The organism is Cryobacterium sp. Y29 (genome assembly GCF_002929825.1).
Classification (GTDB): Bacteria; Actinomycetota; Actinomycetes; order Actinomycetales; family Microbacteriaceae; genus Cryobacterium.
Map to the genome: position 1 here is coordinate 1 of NZ_PJJN01000019.1, position 26,880 is coordinate 26,880.

The window sequence follows — 26,880 nt, forward strand, 5'->3', positions numbered from 1 at the left end:
CGCATGAAATCATTCGCAGACGACCAAACCTTCGCCGACTCCGAACTCTCCCTCGAAGACGCAACAAGCCTCAAACGCTCCGCACACCGTAGTTAGCGCTAGGAGCGGGGCCTGCGGAGCCAGAAACCAGCCGCGCAGGCCCCGCTTCGTATCGGTGAGCGCCGATATTTTGAGCACCAGTGTTCCCAGTGTTCGACGGGTTCACTGTCGAAGGCGAGAAAAAGGTTCGAAGGTCGGGGGCGAATGAACTTTCACTGCGACGGCTAGCGAGGCCCCGCGCGTTGAAAACATCCGCCCCCCACCGACTACATGACCTCGTTACCCTCCAACATCTCCGTCACCAGAGCTGCGATCGCGCTGCGCTCCGACCGGGTCAGGGTCATATGCGCGAACAGTGGATGCCCCTTCAGCGTTTCGATCACGCTGGCCACGCCGTCGAAGCGACCGACCCGTAGATTGTCGCGCTGGGCGACGTCGTGGGTGAGCACCACGCGCGAGTTTTGACCGATGCGACTCAGCACGGTCAGCAGCACGTTGCGCTCGAGCGACTGCGCCTCGTCGACGATCACGAAGGCGTCGTGCAGTGAACGGCCGCGAATGTGGGTGAGCGGGAGCACTTCGAGGATGCCGCGCTCCATCACCTCCTCGACCACATTCTCCGACACGATCGCGCCGAGTGTGTCGAACACCGCCTGCGCCCACGGCCCCATTTTCTCGCCCTGGTCACCAGGCAGAAAGCCGAGGTCCTGGCCGCCGACCGCATACAGAGGCCGGAACACCATGATCTTGCGATACTGCTGGCGTTCCAGCACGGCCTCCAGGCCCGCGCAGAGAGCGAGCGCGGACTTCCCCGTTCCGGCTCGACCGCCCAGAGACAGAATGCCGATCTCCGGGTCGAGCAGCAGGTCAATGGCCAGCCGTTGCTCCGCCGAGCGACCGTGCAGTCCAAAGACGTCGCGGTCGCCGCGCACAAGCTTGAGCGAGCCCCGGCTGGTCACCCGGCCGAGGGCCGACCCGCGGTCGGAGTGAATGACCAGGCCCGTGTTGATCGGCATGTCCTGCACCGCGCGGGAGTCCAGCATCTCTTTGTCGTAGAGCACGCTCATCTGCTCGGCGCTGAGGGTGATCTCGTCCATGCCGGTCCAGCCGGAATCAACGGCGAGTTCGTGCCGGTATTCATCGGCAGCGAGGCCGAGAGAAGCGGCTTTCACCCGAAGCGGCAAGTCCTTGGAGACGACGGTCACGGTCATTCCGTCATTGGCCAGGTTGAGGGCCACGGCCAGAATGCGCGAATCGTTGTCACCCAGTTGCAGGCCAGACGGCAGCACCGACATGTTGGAGTGGTTCAATTCCACCCGCAAACTACCGCCATCGCCGACCGGAATCGGAAAGTCGAGGCGCTCATGCTTGAGCCGCAGTTCATCGAGATTGCGCAAAGCCTGCCGCGCAAAATACCCGATCTCCGGGTCATTGCGCTTGGACTCCAGTTCACTGATTACCACCACGGGCAACACAACAGCATGCTCAGCAAAGCGAAAGATTGCTTTCGGATCTGACAGAAGCACCGAGGTGTCCAACACAAAGGTGCGCTCGATTTGCGAAGCGGATACCTCCACCCGGTCAGTCGCATTCAGGTCGGTTCGATTAGCGGTCACAGCCACTCCTACCCTGCGTCACACGGACGCGGATCACTTTGGCAAGCTGGCCATCAAGCAATTCTCGAGCCGTACTTATATGGCCGTCTCGATCAGGTGCCGTACCTGATGAAAGCGACGCTACGACCTACCGGCGCAAAAAGAAACCCGACACGCCCACCAAAATCTGTCGTTCACCTTACGTTGGGACAGACGAACGACCTGCGCTGCGGAAATGCTAGTACGTGGCGGTGAGAGCGTACGCGGTGAGCGCCCCCCTCAACATAGTGACCGTGTCGGGGTCGAGGGCCGCGTGCACGCTCAACCGCACGGTGGTACCGCGCATGGTGGCCGAAATACCGTGGTTGTGCAGGCTCGCCACGAGTGTGGTGAGCAGTTCCGCCGGCGGTTCGAGTACGACGAGGCCCGCGCGCTCCCGAACATCGCGGGGCGAGACGAGATCGATGACGAATTCGTCGACGAGTTCGATTATTTGAGAGACGTTGTCATTCATGGCCGCCTGGATGACGTCGACGCCGACATCAGCGGTCTGTTCCAAGGCTGCCGCGAACCGCGCCTGCGCGATGGAGTCACCGTTGGTTACCCGAAAGGCCTTGGCGCTGTGGCTGGGCGGGGTGACCTCGTCCCAGGGCTCCGCGGTGTCGGTTCCGACATAGCCGGAGTAGACCGGAACGAGGCGTTCGAGGGCCCGCTCACTCAGGGCCAGAAAGCCGGTGCCCCAACCGGCCCGCGTCCATTTCTGACCACCGGAAGCGACGACATCCGCTGCCTCAAAGGCTGCGTCAACGACGCCGAAGCCCTGGATCGCGTCAACAATGAGCAGGCGATCGCCGATCACCTGTCGGATACCGTCAAGGTCGGCGCGATAGCCCGTGCGGGAATCGACGAGACACACCGCAACAGCCGCGACGGCAGGGGTGAGCTGGTCGCGGATCTGGCCGGGAGTGACGCGACCCCGCACGGTCTCCAACCACACTGGGGTCACCACGTGCAGGGTCTCAGCAGCGCGGACCGCCGCAAACGGCACGCTAGGAAAGTCGGCAGCCGACAGCAGCACGGAACCGGTCAGACCAAACATGGCCTGCATCAGACCCGAGCTGGTGTTGGGCTGCAGCACAACCTGGTCGGGGGTAAAACCGGTGAGAGCGGATACCGCGGTGCGGGCACGCAAATCCTGCTCAGTCAGGTGATCGAGGCTGCCGAATCGGGCGCGGGACAGGACCTCATTCTGGCCGAGGGTCTCTGCCATGACGACCTCGGACAGTGGGCCGACCCGACCGAAGTCGAGGTACCCGGGCTCGTTACGAAAGCCATCGGTGAAGTTCTGGAGCGAATTCATGCAGGTCCAATCGGTTGTCAAACAAATATCCCCCGCCGCTCTCACCCCCTGGCGTTCTCACCCCGGGCCCGGGCTACCCGCCGAACCGACGCTGGCGCCGGGAAAAATCGCGGAGGGCACGCAGAAAATCGATCTGACGCAGGTCGGGTCCGAGGGCTTCGACGAAGTAAAACTCACTATGCGCGCTCTGCCACAGCATAAAGTCGCTCAGCCGCTGCTCGCCCGAGGTGCGGATGACGAGGTCGGGGTCTGGCTGACCACCGGTGTAGAGGTGCTGGCCGATCAGCTCCGGCGTGAGGGTCTCCGCGAGGTCCTCCAACGTGCCGCCGTGCGCGTGGTGGGTGGCGACAATGCTGCGCATCGCGTCGGTGATCTCGGTGCGCCCGCCGTAGCCGACCGCAAGATTCACGTGCAGTCCCTTTCGGTCGCTGGTGCGGGCATCCGCTTCATCGAGCGCTGCGACCAGCGAAAGAGGCAGGCCAGCCTTGGACCCCATCTGCTGCACCCGCCAATCGCGATAGTGCGAGAGCTCTTCGGCCAGATCGGCGATGATCTCGATCAGATCGGCGAGTTCATCAGCCGGTCGCTGGGTGAGGTTGTCGGAGGAGAGCAGGTACAGGGTGACGACCGAAATTTTGAGGTCGTCGCACCATTCCAAAAATTCGCGCATCTTTGCGGCACCGGCCCGATGCCCGTGTGCAGCCGTCTGAAACCCCAGTTGCCTGGCCCAGCGCCTGTTGCCGTCGATGATCATGGCGACATGACGGGGCAAGTGCTCCGGCGTGAGTCCGCGCCTCAGCCGGCGCTGATACAGCCTATAAAGGAGGCCGCGCGCTGAGGGGACTTGGGGTTTCTGCACACAGTTACGCTAGTCCACTCCGGCGAGCGTTCGCGGCACTTCAGCCGTGCCCTGTCGTATCCTTGCAGCATGGCCACCGAGCACGATATCCCCAATCTGCCACTGATCGAGGCGGCTGACACCCATCCGGAGGACGTCAAACCGACCTGGCGCGGCTGGATTCACGCCGGCACTTTTCCCGTGACGATCGTGGCCGGCATCGTGCTGCTCGTGCTCGCTGAGGGGTCAGCGGCCACGATCAGCTCTGCCGTGTTCGTGCTCAGCTCGATGCTGCTGTTCGGCAATTCGGCGCTTTACCACCGCTTCAACTGGCAGCCGCGCACCCGAATCATGCTCAAGCGCATCGACCACGCCAACATATTTCTGTTGATCGCCGGCTCGTACACGCCGATCACCGTGCTCGCGCTGCCGCCAGCGAAGGCGACGCTCCTGCTCTGGCTGGTCTGGGGCGGCGCCGGACTCGGAATTATCTTTCGGGTGTTCTGGATCCACGCTCCGCGCTGGCTGTACGTGCCGCTCTACCTGGTGCTCGGCTACGGTGCACTGTTATTCATCGCGGACTTCTTTCAGGCCAACGCCCCCATGATGACGTTGATTCTGATCGGCGGACTCTGCTACACGGTCGGTGCGGTCATCTACGGGCTGAAAAAGCCCAACCCGATTCCGGGCGTGTTCGGCTTTCACGAGATCTTCCACACCCTCACGGTGGTGGCGTTCCTCTGTCATTTCGCCGCGATTCTCCTGATCGCCACGCATCCGCTCTACCCGTAGAGCGTTGCTACTCGGGCTTGTCGTTCGAAGCGCCCCCGTCGGCGTCGCGCTCCGCCTGTTCTGCGCGGAGCCGCTCTTGGATTTCAGCACGGTACGTGGTGCGACGGATGCGACGCACCACGTCCAAACACAGAAGCACGGTCGCTGCCGCGATGAGGAAGAAAACCACGAACCCGATGACACCCGGTGTGACGGTGTTCGGATCGAAGTTGGGGTCGGGAGTCGGTGTGACGGCGAGCACGACGTTGATCGAGGCGTAGAGTGACTCGATCATTCGTCGCCCTGGATTCCGGCGAAGAGATCAGATTCGGGCATTGTGGTGTCTACTTTCGATTCGACAAGTTGAAAGTCTTCATACGGCCAGGCCTCGCGTACCAAATCATTGGGCCAGAAAAAGAAGCTGCTGTCGGGCGAGACCTGGCTCGCGTGCGAACGCAGGGCCGCATCGCGGACGTCGAGAAAATCCCCGGCCGGAACATGGGTGGTGGCGAGCTTAGGGTAATCCTCCATGCGCTCCCGCGCCGCCTCGAGCGGTTCCAGAAGCGGAGAATCCGGCTCGGCCACGCTGAGCGCGAGGTACATCGCGTCGATGCGCTCGAGGTTGAAGATACGGTCGTAGTAGAGCTTGCCGATCTGCCAGGGCGCTCCCGAATCCGGGTACCGGCCAGGGTCGGCGGCCGCGCGAAATGCTTCCAGGGAGACCTCGTGACAGCGGATGTGGTCGGGGTGCGGGTAGCCGCCGTTTTCGTCGTAGGTGATCAGCACCTGGGGGCGAAACTCACGCACGAGAGTGACGAGGGGTTCGGCCGCATGCTCCAGCGGAATGTCGGCGAAGGAGTTCGGCGGCACGGACTTGTCCTCGTTCATGCCGGAGTCTTCGAAGCCAAGCCAGCGGTGCTGCACGCCGAGTGTCTGCTGTGCGCCCTGCATCTCCAGGCGGCGTAAGCCTGATATGTCTCGTTCGGCCATCGCGTGGCCGGCAAAAGCGGGATTGAGAATGCTTCCACGCTCGCCACCAGTGCAACTCACGATGAGCACCTCAGCGCCGAGGCTGCGGTAGTAGGCGTATGTAGCCGCGCCCTTGCTCGATTCGTCGTCGGGATGGGCATGTACAGCCATCAGTCGCAGCGTCACCATACTCCTCAGGAATGCCGGATAACCTTAGGCCAGATATCCTAAAGACCAAGCCTAATCGCTCCATGGAAAGTGTGAAATCACCAGTGCCCGTTAACAGCACGTCCACCGGAGTCCAGTCAAGCCGTGAGCCCCACCGCCTCGACGAATCAGCTGTCTCGGGCGTGCCAGCGCCCGTCGAGAGTGCCGTGATTCAATCACGTTACGGTCGTACGCCCACCCGTAAGAGACGGGACCGCCGAATCCTCTGGGGACTGGGCGGCATTTTCGTGCTGGTGCTGGGGGCGTGGGTGGTGTGGACCGGTCTGGACGGGGCATCCACTCAAATCGAAGCGCGCGATATCGGCCACACCATTATCGACGCGCACAGTGTCAGCGTGACCTTCGAGGTGGCGCTGCCGGTGAACCGGACAGCGAGTTGCGCCGTACAGGCGCTCAACGAGAGCTATTCTGTGGTCGGCTGGAAGATCATCGATCTGCCGGCATCGACGCTGTACAACCGGTCGTTTACCGAGATTCTGCGCACCACCGACCTGAGCAACACGGGTTTGATTTACCAGTGCTGGCTGACCTAAACTGACGTATTCGCCCCGGCAATCGTTGGGGTGTCGGCTATGTTCGCGCAGCCTCACCGGCCTTCCTTCGCTCGAGCGTAATAAAGGAGATCACTCGTGAGCACCGAGACAACGGTCACTTGGCTCACTCAGGAGGCCCACGACCGCCTTGCAGCGGAACTGGCGACACTGAGCAATTTCGGCCGGGGCGACATCGCGAAGAAGATTGAGTCCGCCCGCGAAGAAGGCGACCTCAAGGAGAACGCCGGCTACCACGCGGCGAAAGAAGAGCAGGGCAAGATGGAGGCGCGCATCCGCACTCTCACCGTGCTGCTGCGCACCGCTGAAGTCGGCCATGCTCCCGAGAGTAACGGCGTCGTCGTTCCCGGCACGGTCATTACCGCAACAATCGCCGGTGATGAGAGTCGTTTTCTCATCGGCAGCCGCGAGATCGGCGCTAACAGCGACCTTGATGTGTTCAGCGAGCAAAGCCCACTCGGCGCAGCCATCATCGGGCTCAAGGTTGGAGCGAAGACGAGCTACACCACGCCGAACGGCAAGGAAATCACCGTGCACGTCACGAACGTGGAGACGTTCACCGGAGCCTGACTCCTACCGTCACCCGTGCACCCGGCCCCTGCACCGTCACCCGTGCACCAGGCCCCCGCACCATAACTCCTGCAATTTGCCGCCGCGGCAGAAATCTTCCCCGAAATTTCGGGCATCCGCTTGGAAACCACCACTAATTGCAGGAGTTATGCCCCGATTTGGTCACGGACGCCCAAAAGCTGGCGGCTAGTCGATCTGGGGGTCGTAGCCGGCGGCCCGCAGCGTGTCGACGACGTGCTGGCGGTGCTCGGGTCCCCGCGTCTCAACACTGACGTCGAGTTCGACCTCGCTGATGCGCAGGCCAGCCCCGTGCCGCGTGTGCAGCACCTCGATGACGTTGGCGGTGGCCTCGGCGAGCAGCTCGGAGATGCGGGCCAACTGGCCTGGGCGGTCCGGCAGCATGATGCGCAGCGTGAGGTACCGTCCCGACGCCGCGAGACCGTGGCTGATCACGCGCTGCATGAGTAGCGGGTCGATATTGCCACCCGAGAGGATGGCCACTGTCGGCCCGGTCGGGGTGACTTTTCCGGCCAGAATCGCGGCAACCGCCACTGCTCCAGCGGGTTCGACGACGAGTTTGGCGCGTTCGAGCAGTACGAGCAGCGCCCGCGCGGTGTCGTCTTCGCTGACGGTGACGATCTCATCAACGGCGTCGCGGACAATCTCGAAGTTGAGTAATCCTGGCATGGCAACAGCGATGCCGTCAGCGATGGTCGGCAGGATGCTGATCATCGTCGGCTCCCCGGCCTCGAGGGAGGGCGGGTAGGCGGCCGCGTTTTCCGCCTGCACTCCGATAACCCGGATGACACGCCCGTCGCGTGCGGCACGCTGCTTGAGCGCACTGGCCACGCCGGAGATGAGCCCGCCGCCCCCGATGGGAACGACGACCGTTTCGAGATCAGGAACCTGATCGAGGATTTCCAGGCCCAGCGTGCCCTGCCCGGTGACGACATCCACGTGATCGAACGGCGGAATGAGGATCGCGCCGGTCTCGCGGGCGTATTCGGCCGCGGCAAGCAGCGGTTCAGTGACGGTCGTACCGCGCAAAATCACCTCGGCCCCGTAATCACGCGTTGCCGACAGCTTGGGCAGGGCTACGCCGACCGGCATGAAGATGGTGGCCTTGATGCCCAGCTCCCGGGCGGCGAAGGCCACGCCCTGGGCGTGGTTGCCGGCCGAGGCCGCGACAACGCCACGAGCTTTCTCCTCGTCGGTGAGCTTGGACAGTCGGTTGTAGGCGCCTCGAATTTTGTACGAGCCGGTGCGTTGCAGGTTCTCACACTTGAGGTAGACCGGCGCTCCCAGCACGTCAGCGAGGTACCGCGAGCTCTCCATCGGGGTCACATCGGCCACCTCGGCGACAACCGCGCGCGCGGCCTCGAATTCAGCGAGGGTGGGTGCAACAAGGGTGGTCTCTGGCATGTCTTAGTTCTCCGAACTGTCGTGCTGGGCGCCAGGTGCGCTAAAAGCTGAGGGCGTGCTGCGGGGGGATCCGCCACCGGTTGTCGGGATGCTCCGTGGACGCACCCGGGCCGTGCGGGCCAGCGCAGTGCCGGAGCGATAGCCCGGTCGGCTTTGCGGTACGGTCTGCCACAGCACCGAACCTCTCGACGGCACCGCCGCGGGCGGATTGGAGCGCCACGCGCCGCCAGCGATATAGCTGGTCATCGCGTTCAACACGGCGGCAACGGGCACGGCGAACAGAGCGCCGGGGATTCCGGCAAGCAGGGCACCGGCTGCGACGACCAGCACGACGGCCAGCGGATGCACCTTGACGGCTGTTCCCATGATGAGCGGCTGTAGAACGTGTCCTTCGACCTGCTGCACGAGCAGTACGACGCCGAGCATGGCGAGGGCGACGGCCCAGTTATTGAAGATCAGGGCGATGATGACGGCGACGGAACCGGTGGCCACGGCACCGACGATGGGGATGAACGAGCCGAGGAACACCAAGATTCCAATCGGTATGGCCATCGGCACGCCGAGCAGGGCGGCACCGACGCCAATGCCGACCGCGTCGATGGAGGCGACCAGAATCTGCACTCGGGCGAAGTTGCCGAGCGTGGTCCAGCCGGCGATACCGGCGCCATCGACGGCAGCGCGGGCGCGCAGGGGAAAGAATCGCACAATCCAGCCCCAGATCGCCTTGCCATCGATGAGGATGAACAGCAAACTGAACAGCGCGAGCAAGAGCCCGGTGAGCAAGTGCCCCAGGGTGGTTCCCACCGAGAGGGCACCGCTGATGAACACGGCGCTGTCATTCTGGATCGCGATCCAGCCCTGCTCCAGATAGTTGGTGATCTCGGTATCCGACAATTGCAGAGGAGACGCCGCGAGCACCGATTTGAGACTGTCAAAACTCGCGGTGAGGCGATCGCTCAAACCGACAGTACCCTCGGCTATCTGCGTGGATGCCAGCGTGACCAGCCCGGCGACAAGCACGAGCGTACCCAGCATCGCCACGGCGACAGCCACACCCTTCGGCCAGTGGTGCCGCACCAGAAAGGCCACGAAGGGAATCAGCAGGGCCGATACGAGCACGGCGACGAGCAGGGGAATGACTATGAGGCGCAGCTGGATGACGAGAAAGATCAAAATGGCGATGGCCGCGGCGACCACAATCAGCCGCCAAGACCAGGCTCCAGCCAAGCGGATGCCGGCCGGCAGATTCTCATCGACGCCGTTGAGGGCAGGCGTCGCGGCCACCAGCTCGACCGGCGCAGCGCCGAGATCGGATCCGGCCTGATCGGTGCCCTCGCGCGCTCGAACGGCTACACGCCGGCGGCGCAGCCGCAGCTGCGCACGCGCGCCTGGACTGCCCGTGGATTCGCTCACTCGCTCATTCTAAGACCGCCCGGCGTACCGCACAGGTTACGCGCGACTTCGGCTTCCGCACTACCTGACCGTCGCCATTTACTGCTCGGTATCGCCCCTGCGTTTGCGCGTGTCTGCTTCGGTGACGGGGAGGGTGACTCCGCCGGTTTTCGGCACAAGCTTCCCGACGAACAACACGCCAAAGAGTCTGGGAACGGCGAACGCGGCAACGGTCAACCCACTATGGATACGTCGTGCTCAGACCCCTGACCGCTAGAATTGAAGCAATGCCAGAGACCATCTCCCCCGCTCTGGCGCGCCGCATCGCATTGGCCGCGCAGGGATTCGGCTCACGAACCGCCACGGCAATCGGCATCCGTCAGCTCACCGGTCTCGTCAACCGGATCGAACTGTTGCAGATTGACTCGGTCAATGTCTTCGAACGCAGCCACTATATGCCGGCATTCAGCCGGCTCGGCGCTTACGACAAGGCACAGCTCGACCGTTTGACCACCGGGCGCGAGGCCCGCTTCACAGAGTATTGGGCGCACGAGGCATCGTTTCTGCCGGTCGAGATGTGGCCGCTGTTCCAGTGGCGGATGCAGCACTTTCGCGACCACTCGGCCCAAAACACCAACGATTGGTCGAACGCCAACCGTCCGATGCTTGATTGGCTCCTGGCCGAGCTTGCCGCCACTGGGCCGATGCCCGCGAGTGCGATCGAGCACGATGCCAACAAACGCCGTGGACCGTGGTGGGGCTGGTCCGAAGTGAAGACCGGGCTGGAGACGCTGTTCCGCTGGGGTGACGTGGTCAGCGCCGGACGCATCCGCTTCGAACGGGTCTATGCCCTGCCCGAGCAGGTCTTCTCCCCCGAGCTACTCGGTCAGGGCATTTCGAGTACGGATGCCCATCGCGAGTTGGTCAGCCGATCAGCCCGGGCCCACGGGATCGGCACGATGAAGGATTTCGCCGATTACTTTCGACTGAAGTCAGCACCGACCCTGGTCGCGATCCGTGATCTTGAAGAGGCCGGCGAATTGATCCCGGTGCAGGTGCTCGGCTGGGGTTCGGGGCGCACTCCGGGAGCGGCCTGGCTACACCGCGATGCCCGACTGCCGCGCAGCATGGACGCGCAGGCGGTATTGTCACCGTTCGACCCGGTAGTTTGGGAACGCGCCCGTGCCCTGCGCCTGTTCGATTTTCACTACCGCATCGAGATCTACACCCCGGAGCCCAAGCGCGTCTTCGGCTACTACTCGCTGCCGATTCTGCTCGGCGACACGGTAGTCGGCCGGGTGGACCTCAAAAACGACCGGCAGGCCGGCGTGCTTCGGGTGCAATCAGCCTGGGCCGAACCGGCGTCGCCAGCGGATGCCGCCGCGAGGCTCGCACTCGTGCTGCGGGAGGCCGCCACGTGGCAGGGGCTCGACGAGATCATCGTGGTGCCGCGCGGTAACCTCGCGGCGGGGCTCGCCGCAGAGCTGGGCTAGGTTCGCTTCCGTCCACGTGGTGCCTGGCCGGATTCGTTTTTCTGCCCCCGGCTCCGTGCCGTCGACCAGCCCGGACCAGCCCGCGAAGTTGGCGACCGCTGGGCCGTCTCTGTTATTCTGATCAGCAACCGAAGGAGCATCCTGTGGCAGTCATTTCTCGTGGCTTCATCGGCCGCGGTGGCGAAGCGAACCCAGACCTTCCGGCCGGGCAGTACCTCACCGCAGACTTCCCCGTGCTGTCCGCCGGGCCTACCCCCCGCATCGACACCGTCGACTGGCAGTTCAGCATCCGCACGGACTCGGAGACCCTGCACACGTGGAGCTGGGACGAGTTGCACGCGCTGCCCATCGAAGATATCCACACCGATATTCACTGTGTCACTCGCTGGTCGAAGCTCGGGACGAGCTGGCGGGGCGTCTCTCTCGATACCCTGTTCGAGAACGTCACAACGAGCGACAAATTCGTGATGGCACGTTCCTACGGTGGGTACACCACAAATGTTCCGCTCGCCGACCTGCTGGGTGGCCAGGCCTGGATTGCCCTTGAGTTCGACGGTGACAAACTCGATCCGGAGCATGGTGGCCCGGCGAGACTGCTCATCCCCCACCTGTATTTCTGGAAGAGTGCCAAATGGATTCACGGCCTGGAAATGCAGAGCCAGGATGAACCCGGGTTCTGGGAGCAGAACGGCTATAACATGTACGGCGATCCCTGGCTCGAACAGCGCTATTGGTGACGGGCACGAGTGAGGCCAAGGACGGCCGCATCAGCAACTGGAAGGTGGGCGTCGTGACCTCGATCCGGCGGGAAAGCGCGTCCGGCCGCAGCATCACGATCGACGTTCCGGGGTGGGGTGGCAACATCGCCGGTCAGCACACTGATGTGCGGCTGACCGCTTCGAATGGCTACACCGCGGTGCGATCGTATTCCGTGGCGTCGGCCGGTGTCGGTGACCGCATCGAGCTCGCGGTCGACCGCCTGCCCAGCGGTGAGGTGTCGCCGTACCTGGTCGACACGCTTCGCGAGGGCGACGAACTCGAGCTGCGCGGCCCCCTGGGCGGCTGGTTCGTCTGGACGCCGCAGCAGGCCGAGAACGTGCAGCTCATCGGCGGCGGATCGGGGATCGTTCCCCTGATGGCGATGATCCGCTCGCACGAGGCATCCGGCAGTACGACGCCATTCCGGCTGCTCTATTCGGTGCGCACGCCGCTGGACGCATTCTTCCGCGCTGAGCTCGAGTCCCCTTCGGCCAACCTCGAGGTGACCTGGATCTTCACTCGCCACGCGCCGAGCGGATGTTCCCGGCCCGCTGGGCGTATCACCGCCGCCGACCTGGAGGCCCATGGCTTTGCGGCCGCTCTGGCTCCGACGGTGTTCGTGTGCGGGCCGACCGGATTCGTCGAGACTGTCGCGACCGCGCTCGTCGCCCTCGGGCACGAACCGGACCGCGTCAAGACCGAACGGTTCGGAGGCGCGTAATGGGCGAGCACATCGACGGGAACGCCCTCGCGGGCCCACTGTCGGACCTGTTCACGTTCGACCCGACCACCGCATCCGCTCGCTGTTCCGGATGCGGTGACGTGTCGGTTCTTGCGCGTGCGATGGTTTACGCCGAACCGGACACTCTCGTTGTTCGCTGTGCGCACTGTGACGACGTGCTCATGACCATCGTGCAGGCGCCCGATCGGTTCTGCATCGAACTGCGGGGCATGACCTGGCTGAAAATACCCCGCTGACGTCCCGCGCAAGACCACACATGGTCTCGCGGTGCAGCTGCGCACCGACTCAGAACTTGCTGCCCATGGCCGTGAGGCGCTCAATGCGATCGGCGATCGGGGGGTGCGTCGCGAACAGCTTGCCCATGGCCCCCTTCTTCAGCGGGTCGGAGATCCAGAGGTGCGCCATCGAGCTGTTCTGCTTCTTCATCGGGCGACCGTACTCGCCAAGTTTGGCCAGCGCCGAGGCGAGAGCGTCGGGGTGGCGCGTCGTCAACGCGCTCGTCGCATCCGCCAGGTATTCGCGCTGGCGGGAGATGGCGAGCTGCACCACAGTCGCGATGAGTGGAGCTACGATCATGGCGACGAGGCCGAACACCATGACGACGGGGTTGCCGTTGCTGTTGTTGCTGCGGCCGAAGAACGCCATGCGCAGGAACATATCGGAGATGAACCCAATCGCCACGACGAGGCCGAACACGACCATCGACACTCGAATGTCGTAGTTGCGCACATGGCCGATCTCGTGGGCCATGACGCCCTCAAGCTCGGAATCGTCCATGATGTCGAGCAGTCCGGTGGTGGCGGCGACGATCGCGTGTTTCGGGTCGCGGCCGGTGGCGAACGCGTTCGGTGCCGGGTCGTTGATGATATAGACCTCGGGCATCGGAGTGCCGGTCGTGATCGACAGGTTCTCGACGATACGCCACAGCCTGGGATGATCGGACTGGCTGTTGACCCTGATGCCGCCGCTCATGGAGATGGCCTGGCGACCCGCCGCGTAGTACTGAATGATGACGTACAGGGCGGTGATGACGACCGTGGCGATGAGAATGCCGTAGCCGCCACGGCCGTAGACAGCGTTGGCCAGCCAGCCGAGCCCCGCGATGATCACGAAGAAGAGGATCATAATAAAAACAGTGTTGCGTTTGTTTTTAGCTATCGCACTGTACATCTAGTGCTCCGTTAGAACTGCACGCGGGGCGGCTCCGCAATCGCTGCGGAATCGGCCACCTCAAAGAATTCGCGTTCGGTGAACCCGAGGTTGACGGCGAACAGGTGGTTGGGGAAGACCTTGATCTTGGTGTTCATCTCGCGCACGCCACCGTTGTAGAACCGACGCGCCGCCTGGATCTTGTCCTCGGTGTCGACGATCGCACCCTGCAGTTGCAGGTAGTTCTGGCTGGCCTGCAGCTGCGGGTACGCCTCAGCGACGGCGAAGATGCTCTTCAGCGCGGTCTGCATGTGGTTCTCAGCAGCGGATGCGTCGGCCGGGCCTTGGGCAGAGAGCGTTTCGGCCCGCGCTTTGGTCACGTTCTCAAACACGCTCTTCTCGTGCGCCGCGTAGCCCTTGACCGTTTCGATCAGGTTGGGCAGCAGGTCGGCACGACGCTTGAGCATCACCGTGATGTCGCTCCAGGCTTCGTCAACGCGCACGTTGAGCGTTACGAGGGAGTTGTAGGTCGACCAGAGGTAGATGCCCACAATCGCGACGAGTGCGACAACGATCAAAACCGGGATGAGCCATTCCATGGCAGCGTCTCCTTGCAAATTGGCACGATGTGTACGTTGGCACGGAGACATGAACTGGCCAAACGACCCCCCGTGCGTACCTGCCTATACTAACGGCGACCCCGGAGGCTCCCACCCGCCTCTCATGACACTCCTAGCAAGCTCAAGGCGCGCAGGGATCCCACGACTGCAGGGCGAGCGCTGGTCAGCCGGGCTCTTCGACGTCGAGCAAAACCTCGTTGCGGCGCAGAAACCATGGCTTGAACGGCGGATCAAATCGTGCGAATCTCGGCGACCCCAAGACGCTGAAACCGGCGGCGGCGAGCGCCCCGCGTAACTGGTCAAGATGCTGTTCATAACGAGTCTGACTCCAGCGTCCGCTGAAGCGGAGTGCACCGGCCAGGCTTGCGGGTACCGTGCGCAGGTGCACGTTGGGGTCCGTGGGTTCCGGCGCTGTTTGGGCCGTCAGGTCTTTGGGAAGCACGAAAGCGACCCGGAATTGTTCACCGGCTGCTGCGCCAGAGGAATCTTCCACGCTTTCCTGCAGCACTGGCGCGGTCATCGCTATCTTTTCTGCGGCATCCGTTTGCACTACCGGCGCCGTCATGGCGACTTTCCGGAGCGAGCGGTTGGCCCCGGTGATGTACGCGAACAAATATCGGAAGGCACGATTACCAGCGTCTTCGAACGGGCCATCGGTAATGACCTCGGCCACCAGATGCGCCGGGTATCGGCGCAACTCGAAATCGTCGTAACTCTTCACGACTTGATAGGGCTGCTGCTCGGTCATGCACCGAAGCTACTGCAGGTGGCTGGATTCCCGCTCCCAGCTGGCCCCGCGAAAGGCACGCACCAATGGATCAATCGATGCCACGGAGATCTGGAAGTTGACACCACGGCCGAAGGGACTCTCCAGCGCCCCCGGAAGCCAGTTTCGGCCCGCGCCCCGCTGATCGATCATTACATGGGCCGCGCCTCGCGTGATAGTGGCAAACTTGTCGGCGGGGCGGTCGTACTGCACGTCGAAACCGCCGAGACCGCACCAGAAATCCAAACTCTTTTCAAGCGATGTGACGAGAAGCTCCGGCACGAGGCTAGGTTTCGGCGTGCTGCGCGAGGTAGTCATAGATTCAACGCAGTTCTTTTCGGAACCAGTGATTCGCGTACGGGTCGGTGTTGTGCGCTTCACCCTCGATGAAACCGACCGAGGCATAGAGGCTGCGCGCCTCGATGAGGTCAGTTCGCGTGTCCAACCGCAGTGCCGTGAGCCCCAGCGCGCGGGATTCACTTTCCAGATTCTGCAGGAGGAGCCGGCCCACCCCCTGACCTCGGGCAGCTGGTTCGACAAAGACCCTGGTCACCTCACCGATATCGCCAGGGCGAATGCGCATTCCGGCACAGCCGAGCACGGCGCGCCCCTGGCGGGCGAGCAACAGCAGCCCGGTTGGTGCAACGAGGTCGTCGCTTGAGTACCCGGCCTGGGCGGCGACAATTTCCTGCTGGAGCGCAGGTCGCCCGTAGTAACGACTCACGATGTCGTCGTAGTACCGAAGTGACACGCTCTCAGCTTCAGCGGATGCTGGCGCCGCAGCGGACACAACGATCGGCAGCACTGGCATCATCCGTTCCACATTACTGGTCGCGCCGACGAGGTATCCGGTAAGGGGAGAGCAGCGGCGCTGATGCGAACTCGTGAGCTCGACGTCTGCGCCGTACAGCTTGGCTGAGATGGCCGCACAGGCGCCCACCGGTGCGGCTGCTGGGCGCTCGGCGTGGCCTGAAAATCAAAGATTACGGACTTGACAGGGCGGGTACCGCGGTGAAGTGTTCGGTCATGCTGAACAACTCCGCGCAGCGACGTCGACCGGGTACTGGCCCTGACGGATCTTACGAGTCGGGCGGGTCAGCTGGTGGGGTCGCTGTCCGGCGGGCAGCGCTTGAGCTACCGATTGGCCAGGGCATGCTGCAGCCAGCGGTAGCTCAGCTTGGGAGTGCGCGTGCGGCGGTCGTCAGCGAAGTCAATGTGCACGAGGCCGGTGGGCTGGGTGTAGCCGGCATCCCACTCGAATGCGTCGAGCAGTGACCAGAACGTGATGCCGGCGAGGTCGATGGGCGCGGCGGCGTCAAGGGCGGCCAGAACGTGCTCGGCCAGGTAGTCGACGCGGGCTGTGTCGTTCACGTTGTGACGGGCATCCGCTTGATCAGCGAAGGCGCCGCCGGCCAGCGAGAGATAGACCGACGGGAGGTCGGGGTAGCGCTCGGCCAGTTCGGCGAGCGCTACGGCCACGTACTCCGGGGCGTTGACAGCGCTGGCCGAGGTGGTGGGGTGTTCTCGAAACGGCTCGAAGTGGAACGGCCACGACGTGGTGGGAATCAACTGGCCGTCGGGCGCTTTCAGCACCGTCGGACCGGCGGCGACGCGGGCGGGCCCCGTGTAGCTGACACCGTAGAAGTCGAGCGGCTGGTGGATCGTGCGCAGGTCGTCGGGGTCGGCCTCGAGCAGGGTTCGTAGTTCGACCGCGAACGGTTCAAGCGGGTCGGGGTAGTGGCCGAGCAGTACGGGGTCGGCGAACAGGCGGTTGGTCAGCAGATCGTAGAGCGCGGCGTACGAGCGATCCTGGTCGCGGTCGGTCGCGGACTGCACCGGGGTGTGGGAGTTGACCAGGCCGATGCGGCCGCGCACGTCAGCAGCGCGCAAGGCCTGCACGGCGAGTCCATGCCCGAGCAGTTGGTGGTGCGCGGTCGGCAACGCGTCGAAGAGCAGGGTACGGCCGGGCGCGTGGGAGCCCAGCGCGTAGCCCTTCATGGTGACCGTTGCCGGCTCGTCAAGGGTCACCCAGGCGTCGATGCGGTCGCCGAACGCCTCCGCCACCGCGTGGGCATAGTCGCTGAACCGACCGGCGGTGTCGCGGTTCAGCCAGCCGCCGCGCAGGGCTGGTGGCAGGTCGAAGTGCGAGAGCGTGGCGGTCGAACGGATGCCGTCGGCCAGCAGCGCGTCGAGCAGACGATCATAGAACGCGAGTCCATTTCGGTTGAGGGCGCCACGGCCCTCCGGCTGCAGCCGGGTCCAGCCAAAGGAGAACGCATAGCAATCGACGCCGAGGTCGCGCAGCAGATCGGTGTCAGCAGCGTAGTTCTTCACGTGGTCGGCCGAGACGGAGGCGTTCGAACCGTCGCGGATGCGCCCGGTAACCTGGCTGAAGGCGTCCCAGACGCTGTCACCGCGACCGCCATCACGGGCGGCACCCTCGATCTGAAAGGCTGACGTCGCCATGGCCACCTCGAACCCGCTCGGTAGGCGATCACCGAGTTCGGCAGCGCGGTGTTCCCAATCGCGGGCAGCGACAGCGCGATTCGATGGTGCTGCCGGGGTACGAGGCGTGGGATTCATGGCGGCGAGACTCTTTTCGGCGGGTGATGCGGAGCATCCGCCTCGTATAAAGGTTGTCACGTTTAGAGCCGGGTGGAGACGCCTCGAAGAGTTCCTCTGGTTTGTTACCAGATTCCGGGCGGGAGAGGTTGACTTTCTTACCGTCTGCCCCTCAAATTGGGGCAGGGGGTGAGTTGTGTCCGAATCGGCTCGTATCGCAGTCCGGGGTAAAACGGTCCGCCCGCGCCAGTCCCGCCGCGTCGTGGCCATCGTCGCCCTCCTGCTCGCCTTCGCCCTGGCCCTGGCCCTGCCGACACCCGCACCCTCGACGGCACAGACCGACGAGACCCCGGCTCCAGCCACCGGGCAGCAAACGACACCCGACGCGACCCCCACGGCCACCGAGGAACCGATCCCGAAGGCGACGACTACCTCCGCGCCGAGCCCGCGGATCGAGAGCCCGGGCAACGGGCAATTCATCAGCAGCAACCGCACCACTGTTTCAGGGTCGAAAGCTGCCGACCAGGAGATTCAGTTGCTGTCACCGCGCGGCGGAGACCCCCTGTGCATCGTCGACGACTCATCGACCTCATGGAGCTGCGGCAACGTCTACCTGCCGAACGGCCCCAACATCACCCTGCGCGTAGTGGTGACCGGTGTTCCCAGCCTGAGTGACGACATTGCCGTCGCCGTACTCGGCGCCCCGACGGTGCTCGGCGGCCTGACCGGGTCTGAATCCAACGGCTGGGTGCGCGGAACCGGTCACCCGCAGGCCACCGTGACGGCATCCCTGCCAAACAATGTCACCTGCGCCAGTCAGGTCGACGGTTCCGGCGCCTGGGCTTGCCTGTTCTCGGGCACGCTCACGAACGGCAGCCGGGAAGTCACGGCCAGCCAGACTTCAACGTTCAGCAACCCGTCAACGTCGAACGCGAGCGCGCCGGTGACAATCGTGTTCGATGTCACCGCACCGGATGCCCCGATCGTCACGGCTCCGAGCGCCGGCACGCAGGTTCCGGTCGCCGGCACCCAGTACACCGGAACCGGAGAAACCGGTGCCACCGTCACGGTGTTCGCCGGCGCCTACTCGGTCTGTTCTGCACCCGTGACCGGCGGAACGTGGACCTGCTCGGCCGGCGGCGTGGCCGCCGGATCCTACTCGGTCATCGCCGTGCAGAAAGATGACGCCGGCAACGTGAGTCCGGGCAGCGCTCCCCTGTCGGTCAGCTACGTCGCCGAGACGACAGCGACCCCGACGCCGTCTGAGTCCGCCCCGGCGACGCCACCGGTCACGCAGACACCGAGCGCCGCGGCCCCGCCGCCACCGGACGCTTCGGTTGCCGTGCCCGGAGTTCCGCCACAGTCCTCACAGCCTTCGCAGCCTTCGCAGCCTTCGCCCAGCCCGGCGCCGGATACCAACGCGCCCGACCCGGAAGCCGCGGAGCCGAAGCGCAATGAGGAGGCGGCATCCGTTTTCCCCGGCCAGTGGAATGACCCGACCCGGTTTGCTGCGGCCATCGGTCCGACCGGCAGCAACTCTCCGTTTCTCTGGGTGCAGGCCGGACTGCTCGCCGTCGGCGCGCTGCTTCTGATCGCGGTGCCCCTGCGAATGCTCGCGGGCACTATTTCCCGCACCCGCGGCGGCCGACCGCTTCGGGCGCTGCCGTCATTTGCGGGACGAAACCGAGTGCGTGAAGAATTCGAGGTTGCACCGACGATAAACCCCAACCGGTGGCTGCGCGGCGGCGCGGCTGTGTTGGCTGCCGCGACCTTTGTCATGCTGTCAGGTCCCGTCGTCGACCAGCCGGCCTACCTGCGCCTGCTCGTCGCCGTGATCATCGGGCTGGTCCTGGTCAACGCGGTGGCCATTCTGGTTCCACTGTGGTGGAGTTCACGCGTGTTGCACCAGAACGGAACAGTTACTTTTTTGCCGCACTACCTGCTGCTCATCGCGGCCGCCGCGATCGCCTCCCGGGTGTTCGACGTGCATCCTGCCCTGTTGTTCGGGCTACTGGGCAGCATCACCCTCTCGGCCACAACGGATGCCTCGGGCCAGGCCAGCGCGCAGCCCACGGGCGCGCAGCACGGCCAGCTCGCCGCGGTACGGGTGGGTGCGCTCGCAGCCTTCGCCGTTCTCGCCTGGTTCCTCGGGGCGCTGCTGCCCGGCGCCACTGATTTCACCACGTCGCTCGCCGCGGAGACCATCAACACGATCGTGCTCGCTGCCATCGGCTCAGCAGTGCTGATTCTGGTGCCGATCGGCCATACCAGCGGGCGCCGTATCCTGGCCTGGTCGCCCCCGCTGTGGGTAGGGCTGACCGTCATCACCTATGGAATGTTATTCGCGGCGCTCGCCTCCGTGATTGAACAGCTCGAGAACGACGGTACCGGGATGACACTCTGGATCGCTGCCGCCACCTTCGCGGCGCTGTGCGCGAGCGCGTGGGTCTGGCAGCGCTTCGTCGCCCCGACACAGCGTTAGGTCGCTGCAGGCGGTATCGTACACATGTGCGCCTTGGAGTCCTCGATGTCGGTTCGAATACCGTCCACCTGCTGGTTGTCGACGCGCACGAAGGTGCCCCTCCCGTGCCGATGGCCGCCGATAAGAGCGTGCTGCGCCTCATGCGCTACATCACGCCCGAGGGTGCCATCAACGATGAGGGTGTCGCGGCGGTTCTAAAATCAGTGCAGCATGCAGCGGATGTTGCCCAGCAGCACAACATCGACGAACTGCTGCCGTTCGCCACCTCGGCCCTGCGTGAGGCGACCAACGGTCCAGAGCTGCTCGACCGGGTAGAACAAGAAACCGGTGTGTCCCTGCAGGTGTTGTCGGGTGAAGACGAGGCCCGGCTCACTTTTTTGGCCGTGCGACGCTGGTACGGCTGGTCGGCCGGCAATATTCTTCTGTTCGACATCGGCGGCGGGTCGCTGGAGATCGCCGCCGGCGGAGCTGAGTTTCCCGAGGTCGCCCTGTCCCTGCCGCTGGGTGCCGGGCGCAGCACCGTCGGATTTCTGCACCACGATCCTCCACTGCCGGAAGAGGTGTCTGCGTTGCGCAAGCACGCAGCATCCGTCTTACACGATGTCGTCAAAGCGTTCGCGCAGCTGCCGGCACCGCACCACATTGTCGGGTCGTCAAAAGCGATTCGGTCGCTGGCCCGCTTGGCCGGCACGACCTCGGACGGTGTCGGAGCCGCTGACCGGCTGCGCCTCGGCCGGACCGAACTCGATGACTGGGTGCCGCGCCTCGCCCGCATTCCCGCCGAAGCCCGCCCGGCGCTGCCCGGCATCACCGCCGATCGCACCTTTCAGATCGTGGCCGGTGGCATTGTGCTCAGCGCGGCGATGGCCGCGTTCGGGGCTGCGGAACTCGAGGTGTCGCCGTGGGCACTGCGCGAGGGCGTTATTCTGCGCTACCTCGACCGTCTGCGCTGATCGGTACTAGCATTCGACCGACCATGGGAGAACTCTGATGCGAAAACTGACCGCCGGCCTGTTCATGTCTCTCGATGGCGTGGTCGAGTCGCCGAACCTCTGGCAGTTCGACAGCTTTGACGAGGAGTTGGGTGTCGAGATGACCGCCATGATGAACCGCGTCGACACGGTTTTGCTCGGGCGAGTCGGCTATGAGGAGTGGGCCGGCTACTGGCCTGGCACCGAGAACGATGACCCGTTCGGAGCATTCATCAATCCGGTGCAAAAATTCGTCGCCTCGCGCACACTGACCGGCGACCTGGCCTGGCAGAATTCGACGCTGGTCACCGGCGACCTCACCGAATTCGTGACAGACCTGAAGCGCACAGAGGGCGGCGAAATCTCCCTGATCGGCGGTATCTCTTTGGTGCGGCAGCTCTTGTTTGCCGGGCTGCTCGACTCGCTCTCCCTCATGACACACCCAGTAGTCGCGGGAGATGGGCGTCATTTGTTCGAGCCGACCGACCCGGTGACTCGGCTGACTCTTCAGTCATCTGTGATGACGAGCAAGGGCAACGCCGTGCTCACCTACGGCCCGCGCAGGGACTGATGTGGTGCTGCCCAGATCGGTGAGCACGGCCGACACCATGACCGACTACCCCACGCCGATCGACGGCTGCTCCCTCCGTGAACCTGAGACCTACTTCAGCGGATCGTTTCCCCAGTTCATGAGCGAATAGCGCCATCGTGAGTGCTCGACATCGGACTCTGGTCCCTGGGCCCCATGCCGCTTCACGTAACCGACCACCTTATGCATGTGTTCAATATCAGACGCTGTCAGGTCGGCTTTCTTCTTTCCAAGAATCGTCACGATCCTGCGGCCGGACTTATGGCCGATGGACTCTCCGCTGCCATCGTCTTTCTGGCCGACCTCCCGGGATTCGTCGGTGTCGAGCCACGACGTGATCTCACTGGCGGTCATCGTGACCGCCTTTTTCCAGTCATCCCAGACCGCATCGACATCGTTCGCTTTATCTGCCATGAATCAATCATTGCGGTGATGCTGCACGGCAACAAGGGGTGCTTCAGGCTTCGTGGTTTGATCTTTTTGACGCAGGGCTGCGTCCGGTTGTGTGCGTCAGATGTCGTGCCTCGAGTCGCGACGCTCGGCTCATCAGAGCGTCATTATCTGCATTCAGCTCCAGTGCTTATCAGCGCGCGGTATGAGTGCGATAGAGACGAGTGGCGCGATGGCGAGAAGGGCAAAGGTCAGCGGATACCCCACGATGGCGATGAGAGCGCCGGCTGCGGGGCCAACTGCTGATGCTGCGATGAATTGACCGGTGTTCTGAACGCCCAACACTCGACCGGACCATGCAGGGCCGGCGGCCTCGGCGACCGACGTGAAGGCCAGTCCGTTGTCGGCCACACTCACTGTGGTGGCGATGACCAGCATAATTGCCGCCGCAGCATCCCACTGCAAGCCGCCAGCTGCTGCGAGCAGCAGCATGACGACTACCCCGCTGATGGCAACCCACCGCAGCACTCCCACTCGACTATCCAGACGGTCACTAATCGCGCCCACGACGATTCGTCCGATCGCGCCCACAAACTGTGCCAGCGCGATAATGCCGCCGGCTGCCGCTGCGTTCCAGTGCAGGGCGCTAATGAACCACACCAGTCCGAAAGTTGAGAGGGTGAATTGGGGCACCACGAGAAGAATGGATACGAGGTGAATGCGCACCAAGAATGAGCTCTGTGCATAGGGAGTGACTGTTCCCGCGGTAGCGGGCGCGGTGTTGGTCGGTCTGGGCGGGTTCGTGATGCCCATCGCGCACGCGGCGGCGAGAATGGCGGCGGCCAGTCCCGCGACGAGCAACGGCGCACCGATACCGAAGTCCGCCGCAAGCGGTGGAACGATCACGGCGGCAAGAGCGACGCCCAACGGCTGGGACATTTGGCGGATGCCCATTGCCAGGCCGCGACGTGGGCGCGGAAACCAGCCCACCACGATCCGTCCGCTGGCGGCGTTGGTGCTGGCAGATGCTGCACCTCCCAGCATCAACAGCACGCCGAGGCCGACGAGGCCCTGCACGGGCGCCGCTGCCAGGGCGAACGTTGCCGTCAAGGCGAGTCCTCCGGCGATGACCCAGCGTTCACCGAAACGATCGGCGAGGGCGCCCCAAACCACAAGGGTGAGGACCATGCCAAGGGTTGGTGCAGCGGCGAGCAGACCGGCCTGTGCCAGCGGAACTCCCTGCTGTAGGTGCAAGAGTGGGATGAGGAAGGCGGGGGTACTGACCAGGAATGTCCCGGATGTTTGCGCTGCAACTCCGAGAGCAAGCATCCGCCAGGCTGCCGCGGGTACACGCTCGATTTTGGCGACGTTCGTCTTGGTCACGATGCTGCTCCCCCCTTAACCAAGTTGGTATACAATGATGGTATACCAAGGAGATCTGATGGAAGCCTCGAGCGAGACCAATGCTTATGCGGCTCTGCGAGCCGCTATTTTGTCGCTGGATCTCGTTCCCGGAGAGAAGCTGAGCGAACGAGGTCTCGAATCAATGCTGGAAGCGTCGCGGACGCCCATTCGCGCCGCCCTGATGAGGCTGGAGAATGAGGGGCTCACTCAACGGGCCGGTCGCGGCTGGCAGGTCACCCCGATCGATCTTGCCGAGGTTCGTGCGGTCATGGAATACCGTGAAGCGGTTGAAGTGGCCGCTATCGCGCTGGTGATCGAGCGTGCTGGTGATGATGAACTGACCGCTCTGCGTTCCATCATTGCGTCATCCCCGGGCAAAGAAAATGAAGAGACTGGGCTTCGAGATGGCGGAGACTTCCACGTGGCGCTCTCGCAGTTGTCCCGCAACAAATTTTTCGCCGATGCGATGAGCGGGGCGCTCACCCGGCTCAGCCGTACCCGCTGGCTCGAAGTCCGCACAGCCGAGTCTCGCGCACACGCCCGCACGGAACATGTGGAGATCATCGCCGCCGTCCAATCGAGAGATGCAGAACGGGCAGCCGCTCTTGTCCTATCCCACAGCCGAGGAACCCGCGACCGGCTGCTGAACCACTTGTCCGAGGAGCGTCGTCGACTCCGCGCACGGGGATATTCGATCATCGAATCCTCCGAAACCCCTTCGCCACTCGGCACAGTCTGACCGATTCGCAACGGCCTCCGCGCTCGGCTCCTACGGTGTTGACCAAGGGATTGCCCGTAAGACGAACGTCCAACCGGGTACCTAAACACGCGATCGCTGGCCTTGGCTATGTTCCCGTAGGGGACCCCTTGCAGGACTGCAACGAAGTGAGCGTGGAGTCGTCACCGCCAGTTGTGCTGCGGATGGTTTAGAGCGCAGTGCGTTGACTTTCAGCTGTAGTCGGCGCTGACTGTGCGGGCTATGCCGTCGAGACGGATCGTGTTGCCGTGCGGGACGATCCACTGCGGTCTGGTGTGTCCGAATGGCACTCCGACACAGATCACGGCTTCGGAGTTATATCGGGAGACTTGCTCGATGATGGCATCGCGCTGAACTGCGCGCAGTCGAGCGCGCTCATTCGCGAACGGGACGGCTGAATTCAGTTCGCTGACGGGTGGCCGAGCGACGAGAACACCGGCGACGGCATCGAGAACTCCTCGCTCGCCCAGGGCTCGCACCCAACGCTTCACTGTGTCGGCATTTGGGAGTTCCTCGCTCGTTTCGAGTAGGAGAATCGCCCCGTTTAGGTCGGCGACGTGCGGCATCCGGTTGGCGAGAGCGATCTGATCGATGACTTCGATGCATCCGCCCCACGTCGGACCTTCGGCCACCGTCTTTGCGCCCGCCCATGCCCACGGTTCGGTCGGTTCACGCATACCGAATTCCTTCAGAGCACGGCGATCAGTCCATGAGACGCCGAAGTCTTCGGACTCCCCCGGATCGGTGAGGTCGATAATTCCTCCGTCAAGAAGCGCCGCGCGCAGTGAAGCCACATGCACATCGTCGATATGCGGGCCTGGTCCGAGGTGAACTTGTGTTGAGCCACCGTAGTAGCTGGGAACCCCGAGGTTCCAGAGAAGGTTGTGCAGGTTCGTGTTGTCACTGTATCCGAGGAACGGTTTAGGGTTTGAAGCGAGGATATCGGTGTCGATGTGTGGGATGACGGTGATCTGATCATCGCCTCCGATCGTTGCGAGAACCGCCCGAATACTCGGATCAGCGAACGCCGCCTCAATATCGGCAGCTCGGGCTTCGGCGCTCGCACCGAGCTGGCGTGTCGTCGGATACTCGACCGGCACAAGTCCCGTAGCTTCTGTCAGGCGTCGCATCGCCTGCTCGTGGATAGCCTCGGACACCGCAGGAGCCGCAAACGCCGGGGAGAGGATCGCGACTCGATCGCCGACCGTGGCCTTGGGGACGTGAGTGAATGTGCGCAGTGTCATCCAGTCATTGAATCAGAGGATCGGGGCGCCACGCACGGGTTGGTCCCCTCGGTACCGGCCGGCGGTCGCCGCTGCTGTTAGACAGGGCTTATGAACATCGATCCTGCGGCAGTGGCGAATATCGAGCGAAAGAGACTTCGCGCGCTTGTCGAACGCAACATGGCCGTTGCAGAGCGCCTCCATGCACCCGATTTCCAACTTGTAACGCCCAACGGGTCCACCCGGACAAAATCGTCCTATCTCAGCGACGTGCAATCGAAGCGACTCGAGTACCTCGTGTTCGAGCCCGAATCAGAAATCTCCGTCAGAGCGTCTGGGAACCTGACGATTCTGAGGTACATGGCACGAATAGTTCTCAGCGTCGGCATCGCCGATGAGCTCGAGTTTCGCGCTTGGCACACGGATGTCTACGAGTATCTCGATGGCCATTGGATGGTCGTCTGGTCCCAGGCCACCACAATCGGTCATGCCCAGAAGAGGGAAGATTGACGGACGCTGTTGCTCAACCAGTCGGCGAGCCCGACGACCACACGCCAAACCACTGCTCGGCGCCATACTCCTCGAATCGCTTCGCCTCGGTGAACCCTAGCTTCGCGGCGACGCGCACCGAGGCATCGTTGGCGGTCTGCGTGCAGAGCACCACTTGCTCGCCGGGGACCGCGCCCGCGAACCAGTGAAGTGCCGCTGCGCATGCCTCGGTGGCGTACCCACATCCCCACATCTGCGGCAGAAACATATAACCGAGCTCGGCCTCCCCGCAATCCGGGTGAATGTGACCCGGACGCTCCGCGTCGCGCCGATCGAAGGTGACTATACCGATCATCGCTCCATCGAGATCGACGACGAAATAGCCAGGGCGACGCCCCGGAACTTCAGGCACCGCCCGCTCGAGTTCGTCGCGCGGGCGAGGGCCACCGAGGTGGGTGCACACTTCCGGCGAGCCGAACAAGTCGATGACAGCCGGACGGTCCCTAGCCTCAGACTCACGGAGCACCAAGCGCTCCGTCCTGAGCGGGCCTGGTGGCCAGGTGACGGGTCCCAGATGTGCCATGCGCTCATACTACTAACCACGGGTCTAGCTGAACTGCCCAGGGAGGTTAGTGGCGATGCCCGTGAGGCGAACCCTGAGCGGGCAGAAATTCCTGAGGGATCTTGGTAGGGCCAACCCGGCCTTCATCAGGGGCGTTGGAGCTCGAGAATCGGAGGCATGCCGGAGA

The 26,880-nt window shown here is 63.8% G+C and carries 29 protein-coding genes; 12 read left to right on the plus strand and 17 right to left on the minus strand.

The window, feature by feature from the left end:
• Positions 1–305: 305 nt before the first annotated feature.
• From CXY74_RS00785 to CXY74_RS00795, 3 genes are all read right to left on the minus strand, one after another.
• Positions 306–1,634, minus strand: a complete 1,329-nt coding sequence (locus CXY74_RS00785; protein WP_233193082.1) for a PhoH family protein — start codon at positions 1,632–1,634, stop codon at positions 306–308.
• 238 nt (positions 1,635–1,872) lie between these two features.
• A complete protein-coding gene (locus CXY74_RS00790) occupies positions 1,873–2,994 on the minus strand; it encodes an aminotransferase class V-fold PLP-dependent enzyme (protein ID WP_104198665.1) in 1,122 nt (373 codons plus the stop codon).
• Between the two features lie 73 nt (positions 2,995–3,067).
• Entirely contained in the window at positions 3,068–3,853 is a 786-nt protein-coding gene (locus CXY74_RS00795) for an isoprenyl transferase (RefSeq protein ID WP_104198666.1), read from the minus strand.
• Between the two features lie 69 nt (positions 3,854–3,922).
• Here CXY74_RS00795 and CXY74_RS00800 point away from each other — a divergent pair, with 69 nt between their 5' ends.
• On the plus strand, positions 3,923–4,624 hold the full coding sequence (locus CXY74_RS00800) for a hemolysin III family protein (protein ID WP_104198667.1): 702 nt from the start codon (positions 3,923–3,925) through the stop codon (positions 4,622–4,624).
• A 7-nt stretch (positions 4,625–4,631) separates the two neighbouring features.
• On the opposite strand, the gene CXY74_RS00805 is transcribed toward CXY74_RS00800, so the two are convergent.
• Both CXY74_RS00805 and mca read right to left on the minus strand, forming a co-directional pair.
• Entirely contained in the window at positions 4,632–4,898 is a 267-nt protein-coding gene (locus tag CXY74_RS00805) for a hypothetical protein (protein WP_104198668.1), read from the minus strand.
• Complete coding sequence (mca, locus tag CXY74_RS00810; protein ID WP_104198687.1) at positions 4,895–5,743, minus strand: mycothiol conjugate amidase Mca; 849 nt, start codon at positions 5,741–5,743, stop codon at positions 4,895–4,897. The genes CXY74_RS00805 and mca overlap by 4 nt, the downstream gene beginning before the upstream one ends.
• A gap of 203 nt (positions 5,744–5,946) precedes the next feature.
• On the opposite strand from mca, the gene CXY74_RS00815 reads away from it, so the two are divergent.
• Both CXY74_RS00815 and greA read left to right on the plus strand, forming a co-directional pair.
• The gene (locus tag CXY74_RS00815; protein WP_158252257.1) at positions 5,947–6,333 is read left to right on the plus strand and encodes a DUF4307 domain-containing protein; all 387 of its coding nucleotides are present in this window, start codon (positions 5,947–5,949) and stop codon (positions 6,331–6,333) included.
• Positions 6,334–6,429: 96 nt separating this feature from the next.
• On the plus strand, positions 6,430–6,921 hold the full coding sequence (gene greA, locus CXY74_RS00820) for a transcription elongation factor GreA (RefSeq protein WP_104126126.1): 492 nt from the start codon (positions 6,430–6,432) through the stop codon (positions 6,919–6,921).
• Between the two features lie 186 nt (positions 6,922–7,107).
• Here the strand turns inward: greA and ilvA are convergent, their stop codons facing one another.
• Positions 7,108–8,343, minus strand: coding sequence for a threonine ammonia-lyase (ilvA, locus tag CXY74_RS00825; RefSeq protein ID WP_104198670.1), 1,236 nt, complete (start codon positions 8,341–8,343; stop codon positions 7,108–7,110).
• 3 nt (positions 8,344–8,346) lie between these two features.
• Positions 8,347–9,756 carry an AI-2E family transporter gene (locus CXY74_RS00830; RefSeq protein ID WP_233193079.1) on the minus strand — a complete coding sequence of 470 codons (1,410 nt, stop codon included), beginning with the start codon at positions 9,754–9,756 and terminating at the stop codon, positions 8,347–8,349.
• Between the two features lie 266 nt (positions 9,757–10,022).
• Here CXY74_RS00830 and CXY74_RS00835 point away from each other — a divergent pair, with 266 nt between their 5' ends.
• The 4 genes from CXY74_RS00835 to CXY74_RS00850 all read left to right on the plus strand — a co-directional run bounded on the left by CXY74_RS00835 (position 10,023) and on the right by CXY74_RS00850 (position 12,965).
• On the plus strand, positions 10,023–11,228 hold the full coding sequence (locus tag CXY74_RS00835) for a winged helix-turn-helix domain-containing protein (RefSeq protein WP_104198671.1): 1,206 nt from the start codon (positions 10,023–10,025) through the stop codon (positions 11,226–11,228).
• Between the two features lie 143 nt (positions 11,229–11,371).
• Positions 11,372–11,965, plus strand: a complete 594-nt coding sequence (locus CXY74_RS00840) for a molybdopterin-dependent oxidoreductase (protein WP_199183099.1) — start codon at positions 11,372–11,374, stop codon at positions 11,963–11,965.
• Positions 11,962–12,708 (plus strand): ferredoxin reductase, encoded by a 747-nt coding sequence (locus CXY74_RS00845; protein WP_233193081.1) that lies wholly within the window; start codon positions 11,962–11,964, stop codon positions 12,706–12,708. Before CXY74_RS00840 ends, CXY74_RS00845 begins: the two co-directional genes overlap by 4 nt.
• Positions 12,708–12,965, plus strand: coding sequence for a DUF6510 family protein (locus CXY74_RS00850; protein WP_104198672.1), 258 nt, complete (start codon positions 12,708–12,710; stop codon positions 12,963–12,965). The genes CXY74_RS00845 and CXY74_RS00850 overlap by 1 nt, the downstream gene beginning before the upstream one ends.
• Positions 12,966–13,014: 49 nt before the next feature.
• Here the strand turns inward: CXY74_RS00850 and CXY74_RS00855 are convergent, their stop codons facing one another.
• The 6 genes from CXY74_RS00855 to CXY74_RS00885 form a co-directional block, all read right to left on the minus strand.
• Entirely contained in the window at positions 13,015–13,899 is an 885-nt protein-coding gene (locus CXY74_RS00855) for a M48 family metalloprotease (RefSeq protein WP_104198673.1), read from the minus strand.
• An 11-nt stretch (positions 13,900–13,910) separates the two neighbouring features.
• Positions 13,911–14,477 carry a LemA family protein gene (locus CXY74_RS00860; protein ID WP_092108227.1) on the minus strand — a complete coding sequence of 189 codons (567 nt, stop codon included), beginning with the start codon at positions 14,475–14,477 and terminating at the stop codon, positions 13,911–13,913.
• Positions 14,478–14,661: 184 nt separating this feature from the next.
• The gene (locus tag CXY74_RS00865; protein ID WP_104198674.1) at positions 14,662–15,246 is read right to left on the minus strand and encodes a heme-binding protein; all 585 of its coding nucleotides are present in this window, start codon (positions 15,244–15,246) and stop codon (positions 14,662–14,664) included.
• Between the two features lie 9 nt (positions 15,247–15,255).
• Positions 15,256–15,546, minus strand: a complete 291-nt coding sequence (locus CXY74_RS00870; RefSeq protein WP_146070002.1) for a hypothetical protein — start codon at positions 15,544–15,546, stop codon at positions 15,256–15,258.
• A 40-nt stretch (positions 15,547–15,586) separates the two neighbouring features.
• Positions 15,587–16,204, minus strand: coding sequence for a GNAT family N-acetyltransferase (locus CXY74_RS00875; RefSeq protein WP_199183100.1), 618 nt, complete (start codon positions 16,202–16,204; stop codon positions 15,587–15,589).
• A gap of 194 nt (positions 16,205–16,398) precedes the next feature.
• Complete coding sequence (locus tag CXY74_RS00885; protein ID WP_104198677.1) at positions 16,399–17,847, minus strand: glycoside hydrolase family 1 protein; 1,449 nt, start codon at positions 17,845–17,847, stop codon at positions 16,399–16,401.
• Positions 17,848–18,022: 175 nt separating this feature from the next.
• Between CXY74_RS00885 and CXY74_RS00890 the strand changes: the two genes are divergently transcribed.
• Genes CXY74_RS00890 through CXY74_RS00900 form a run of 3 tightly spaced genes read left to right on the plus strand, consistent with a single transcriptional unit; the run spans position 18,023 to position 21,850 of the window.
• Positions 18,023–20,308, plus strand: a complete 2,286-nt coding sequence (locus CXY74_RS00890; protein WP_104198678.1) for a hypothetical protein — start codon at positions 18,023–18,025, stop codon at positions 20,306–20,308.
• Between the two features lie 26 nt (positions 20,309–20,334).
• Entirely contained in the window at positions 20,335–21,261 is a 927-nt protein-coding gene (locus CXY74_RS00895; protein ID WP_104198679.1) for a Ppx/GppA phosphatase family protein, read from the plus strand.
• A 37-nt stretch (positions 21,262–21,298) separates the two neighbouring features.
• On the plus strand, positions 21,299–21,850 hold the full coding sequence (locus tag CXY74_RS00900) for a dihydrofolate reductase family protein (RefSeq protein ID WP_104198680.1): 552 nt from the start codon (positions 21,299–21,301) through the stop codon (positions 21,848–21,850).
• A 90-nt stretch (positions 21,851–21,940) separates the two neighbouring features.
• Here CXY74_RS00900 and CXY74_RS00905 read toward each other — a convergent pair whose 3' ends face one another.
• Positions 21,941–22,282 (minus strand): DUF3140 domain-containing protein, encoded by a 342-nt coding sequence (locus CXY74_RS00905; protein ID WP_104198681.1) that lies wholly within the window; start codon positions 22,280–22,282, stop codon positions 21,941–21,943.
• Between the two features lie 153 nt (positions 22,283–22,435).
• Positions 22,436–23,587 carry an MFS transporter gene (locus CXY74_RS00910; protein ID WP_104198691.1) on the minus strand — a complete coding sequence of 384 codons (1,152 nt, stop codon included), beginning with the start codon at positions 23,585–23,587 and terminating at the stop codon, positions 22,436–22,438.
• A gap of 112 nt (positions 23,588–23,699) precedes the next feature.
• On the opposite strand from CXY74_RS00910, the gene CXY74_RS00915 reads away from it, so the two are divergent.
• Positions 23,700–24,401, plus strand: coding sequence for a GntR family transcriptional regulator (locus CXY74_RS00915; protein ID WP_104198682.1), 702 nt, complete (start codon positions 23,700–23,702; stop codon positions 24,399–24,401).
• A 209-nt stretch (positions 24,402–24,610) separates the two neighbouring features.
• Here the strand turns inward: CXY74_RS00915 and CXY74_RS00920 are convergent, their stop codons facing one another.
• Entirely contained in the window at positions 24,611–25,663 is a 1,053-nt protein-coding gene (locus CXY74_RS00920; RefSeq protein WP_104198683.1) for a S66 peptidase family protein, read from the minus strand.
• 90 nt (positions 25,664–25,753) lie between these two features.
• Between CXY74_RS00920 and CXY74_RS00925 the strand changes: the two genes are divergently transcribed.
• On the plus strand, positions 25,754–26,152 hold the full coding sequence (locus tag CXY74_RS00925) for a nuclear transport factor 2 family protein (RefSeq protein ID WP_104198684.1): 399 nt from the start codon (positions 25,754–25,756) through the stop codon (positions 26,150–26,152).
• Positions 26,153–26,165: 13 nt separating this feature from the next.
• Here the strand turns inward: CXY74_RS00925 and CXY74_RS00930 are convergent, their stop codons facing one another.
• Positions 26,166–26,714 carry a GNAT family N-acetyltransferase gene (locus tag CXY74_RS00930; protein ID WP_104198685.1) on the minus strand — a complete coding sequence of 183 codons (549 nt, stop codon included), beginning with the start codon at positions 26,712–26,714 and terminating at the stop codon, positions 26,166–26,168.
• Between the last annotated feature and the right edge of the window lie 166 nt (positions 26,715–26,880).

What these genes read in the sequence shown, in the direction of transcription:
- CXY74_RS00790 (WP_104198665.1), bottom strand. Translation starts at nt 2,994, where the DNA reads ATGAATTCGCTCCAGAACTTCACCGATGGCTTTCGTAACGAGCCCGGG.
- CXY74_RS00800 (WP_104198667.1), top strand. Translation starts at nt 3,923, where the DNA reads ATGGCCACCGAGCACGATATCCCCAATCTGCCACTGATCGAGGCGGCT.
- CXY74_RS00805 (WP_104198668.1), bottom strand. Translation starts at nt 4,898, where the DNA reads ATGATCGAGTCACTCTACGCCTCGATCAACGTCGTGCTCGCCGTCACA.
- mca (WP_104198687.1), bottom strand. Translation starts at nt 5,743, where the DNA reads ATGGCTGTACATGCCCATCCCGACGACGAATCGAGCAAGGGCGCGGCT.
- ilvA (WP_104198670.1), bottom strand. Translation starts at nt 8,343, where the DNA reads ATGCCAGAGACCACCCTTGTTGCACCCACCCTCGCTGAATTCGAGGCC.
- CXY74_RS00835 (WP_104198671.1), top strand. Translation starts at nt 10,023, where the DNA reads ATGCCAGAGACCATCTCCCCCGCTCTGGCGCGCCGCATCGCATTGGCC.
- CXY74_RS00850 (WP_104198672.1), top strand. Translation starts at nt 12,708, where the DNA reads ATGGGCGAGCACATCGACGGGAACGCCCTCGCGGGCCCACTGTCGGAC.
- CXY74_RS00855 (WP_104198673.1), bottom strand. Translation starts at nt 13,899, where the DNA reads ATGTACAGTGCGATAGCTAAAAACAAACGCAACACTGTTTTTATTATG.
- CXY74_RS00860 (WP_092108227.1), bottom strand. Translation starts at nt 14,477, where the DNA reads ATGGAATGGCTCATCCCGGTTTTGATCGTTGTCGCACTCGTCGCGATT.
- CXY74_RS00865 (WP_104198674.1), bottom strand. Translation starts at nt 15,246, where the DNA reads ATGACCGAGCAGCAGCCCTATCAAGTCGTGAAGAGTTACGACGATTTC.
- CXY74_RS00885 (WP_104198677.1), bottom strand. Translation starts at nt 17,847, where the DNA reads ATGAATCCCACGCCTCGTACCCCGGCAGCACCATCGAATCGCGCTGTC.
- CXY74_RS00900 (WP_104198680.1), top strand. Translation starts at nt 21,299, where the DNA reads ATGCGAAAACTGACCGCCGGCCTGTTCATGTCTCTCGATGGCGTGGTC.
- CXY74_RS00905 (WP_104198681.1), bottom strand. Translation starts at nt 22,282, where the DNA reads ATGGCAGATAAAGCGAACGATGTCGATGCGGTCTGGGATGACTGGAAA.
- CXY74_RS00910 (WP_104198691.1), bottom strand. Translation starts at nt 23,587, where the DNA reads ATGCTTGCTCTCGGAGTTGCAGCGCAAACATCCGGGACATTCCTGGTC.
- CXY74_RS00915 (WP_104198682.1), top strand. Translation starts at nt 23,700, where the DNA reads ATGGAAGCCTCGAGCGAGACCAATGCTTATGCGGCTCTGCGAGCCGCT.
- CXY74_RS00920 (WP_104198683.1), bottom strand. Translation starts at nt 25,663, where the DNA reads ATGACACTGCGCACATTCACTCACGTCCCCAAGGCCACGGTCGGCGAT.
- CXY74_RS00925 (WP_104198684.1), top strand. Translation starts at nt 25,754, where the DNA reads ATGAACATCGATCCTGCGGCAGTGGCGAATATCGAGCGAAAGAGACTT.
- CXY74_RS00930 (WP_104198685.1), bottom strand. Translation starts at nt 26,714, where the DNA reads ATGGCACATCTGGGACCCGTCACCTGGCCACCAGGCCCGCTCAGGACG.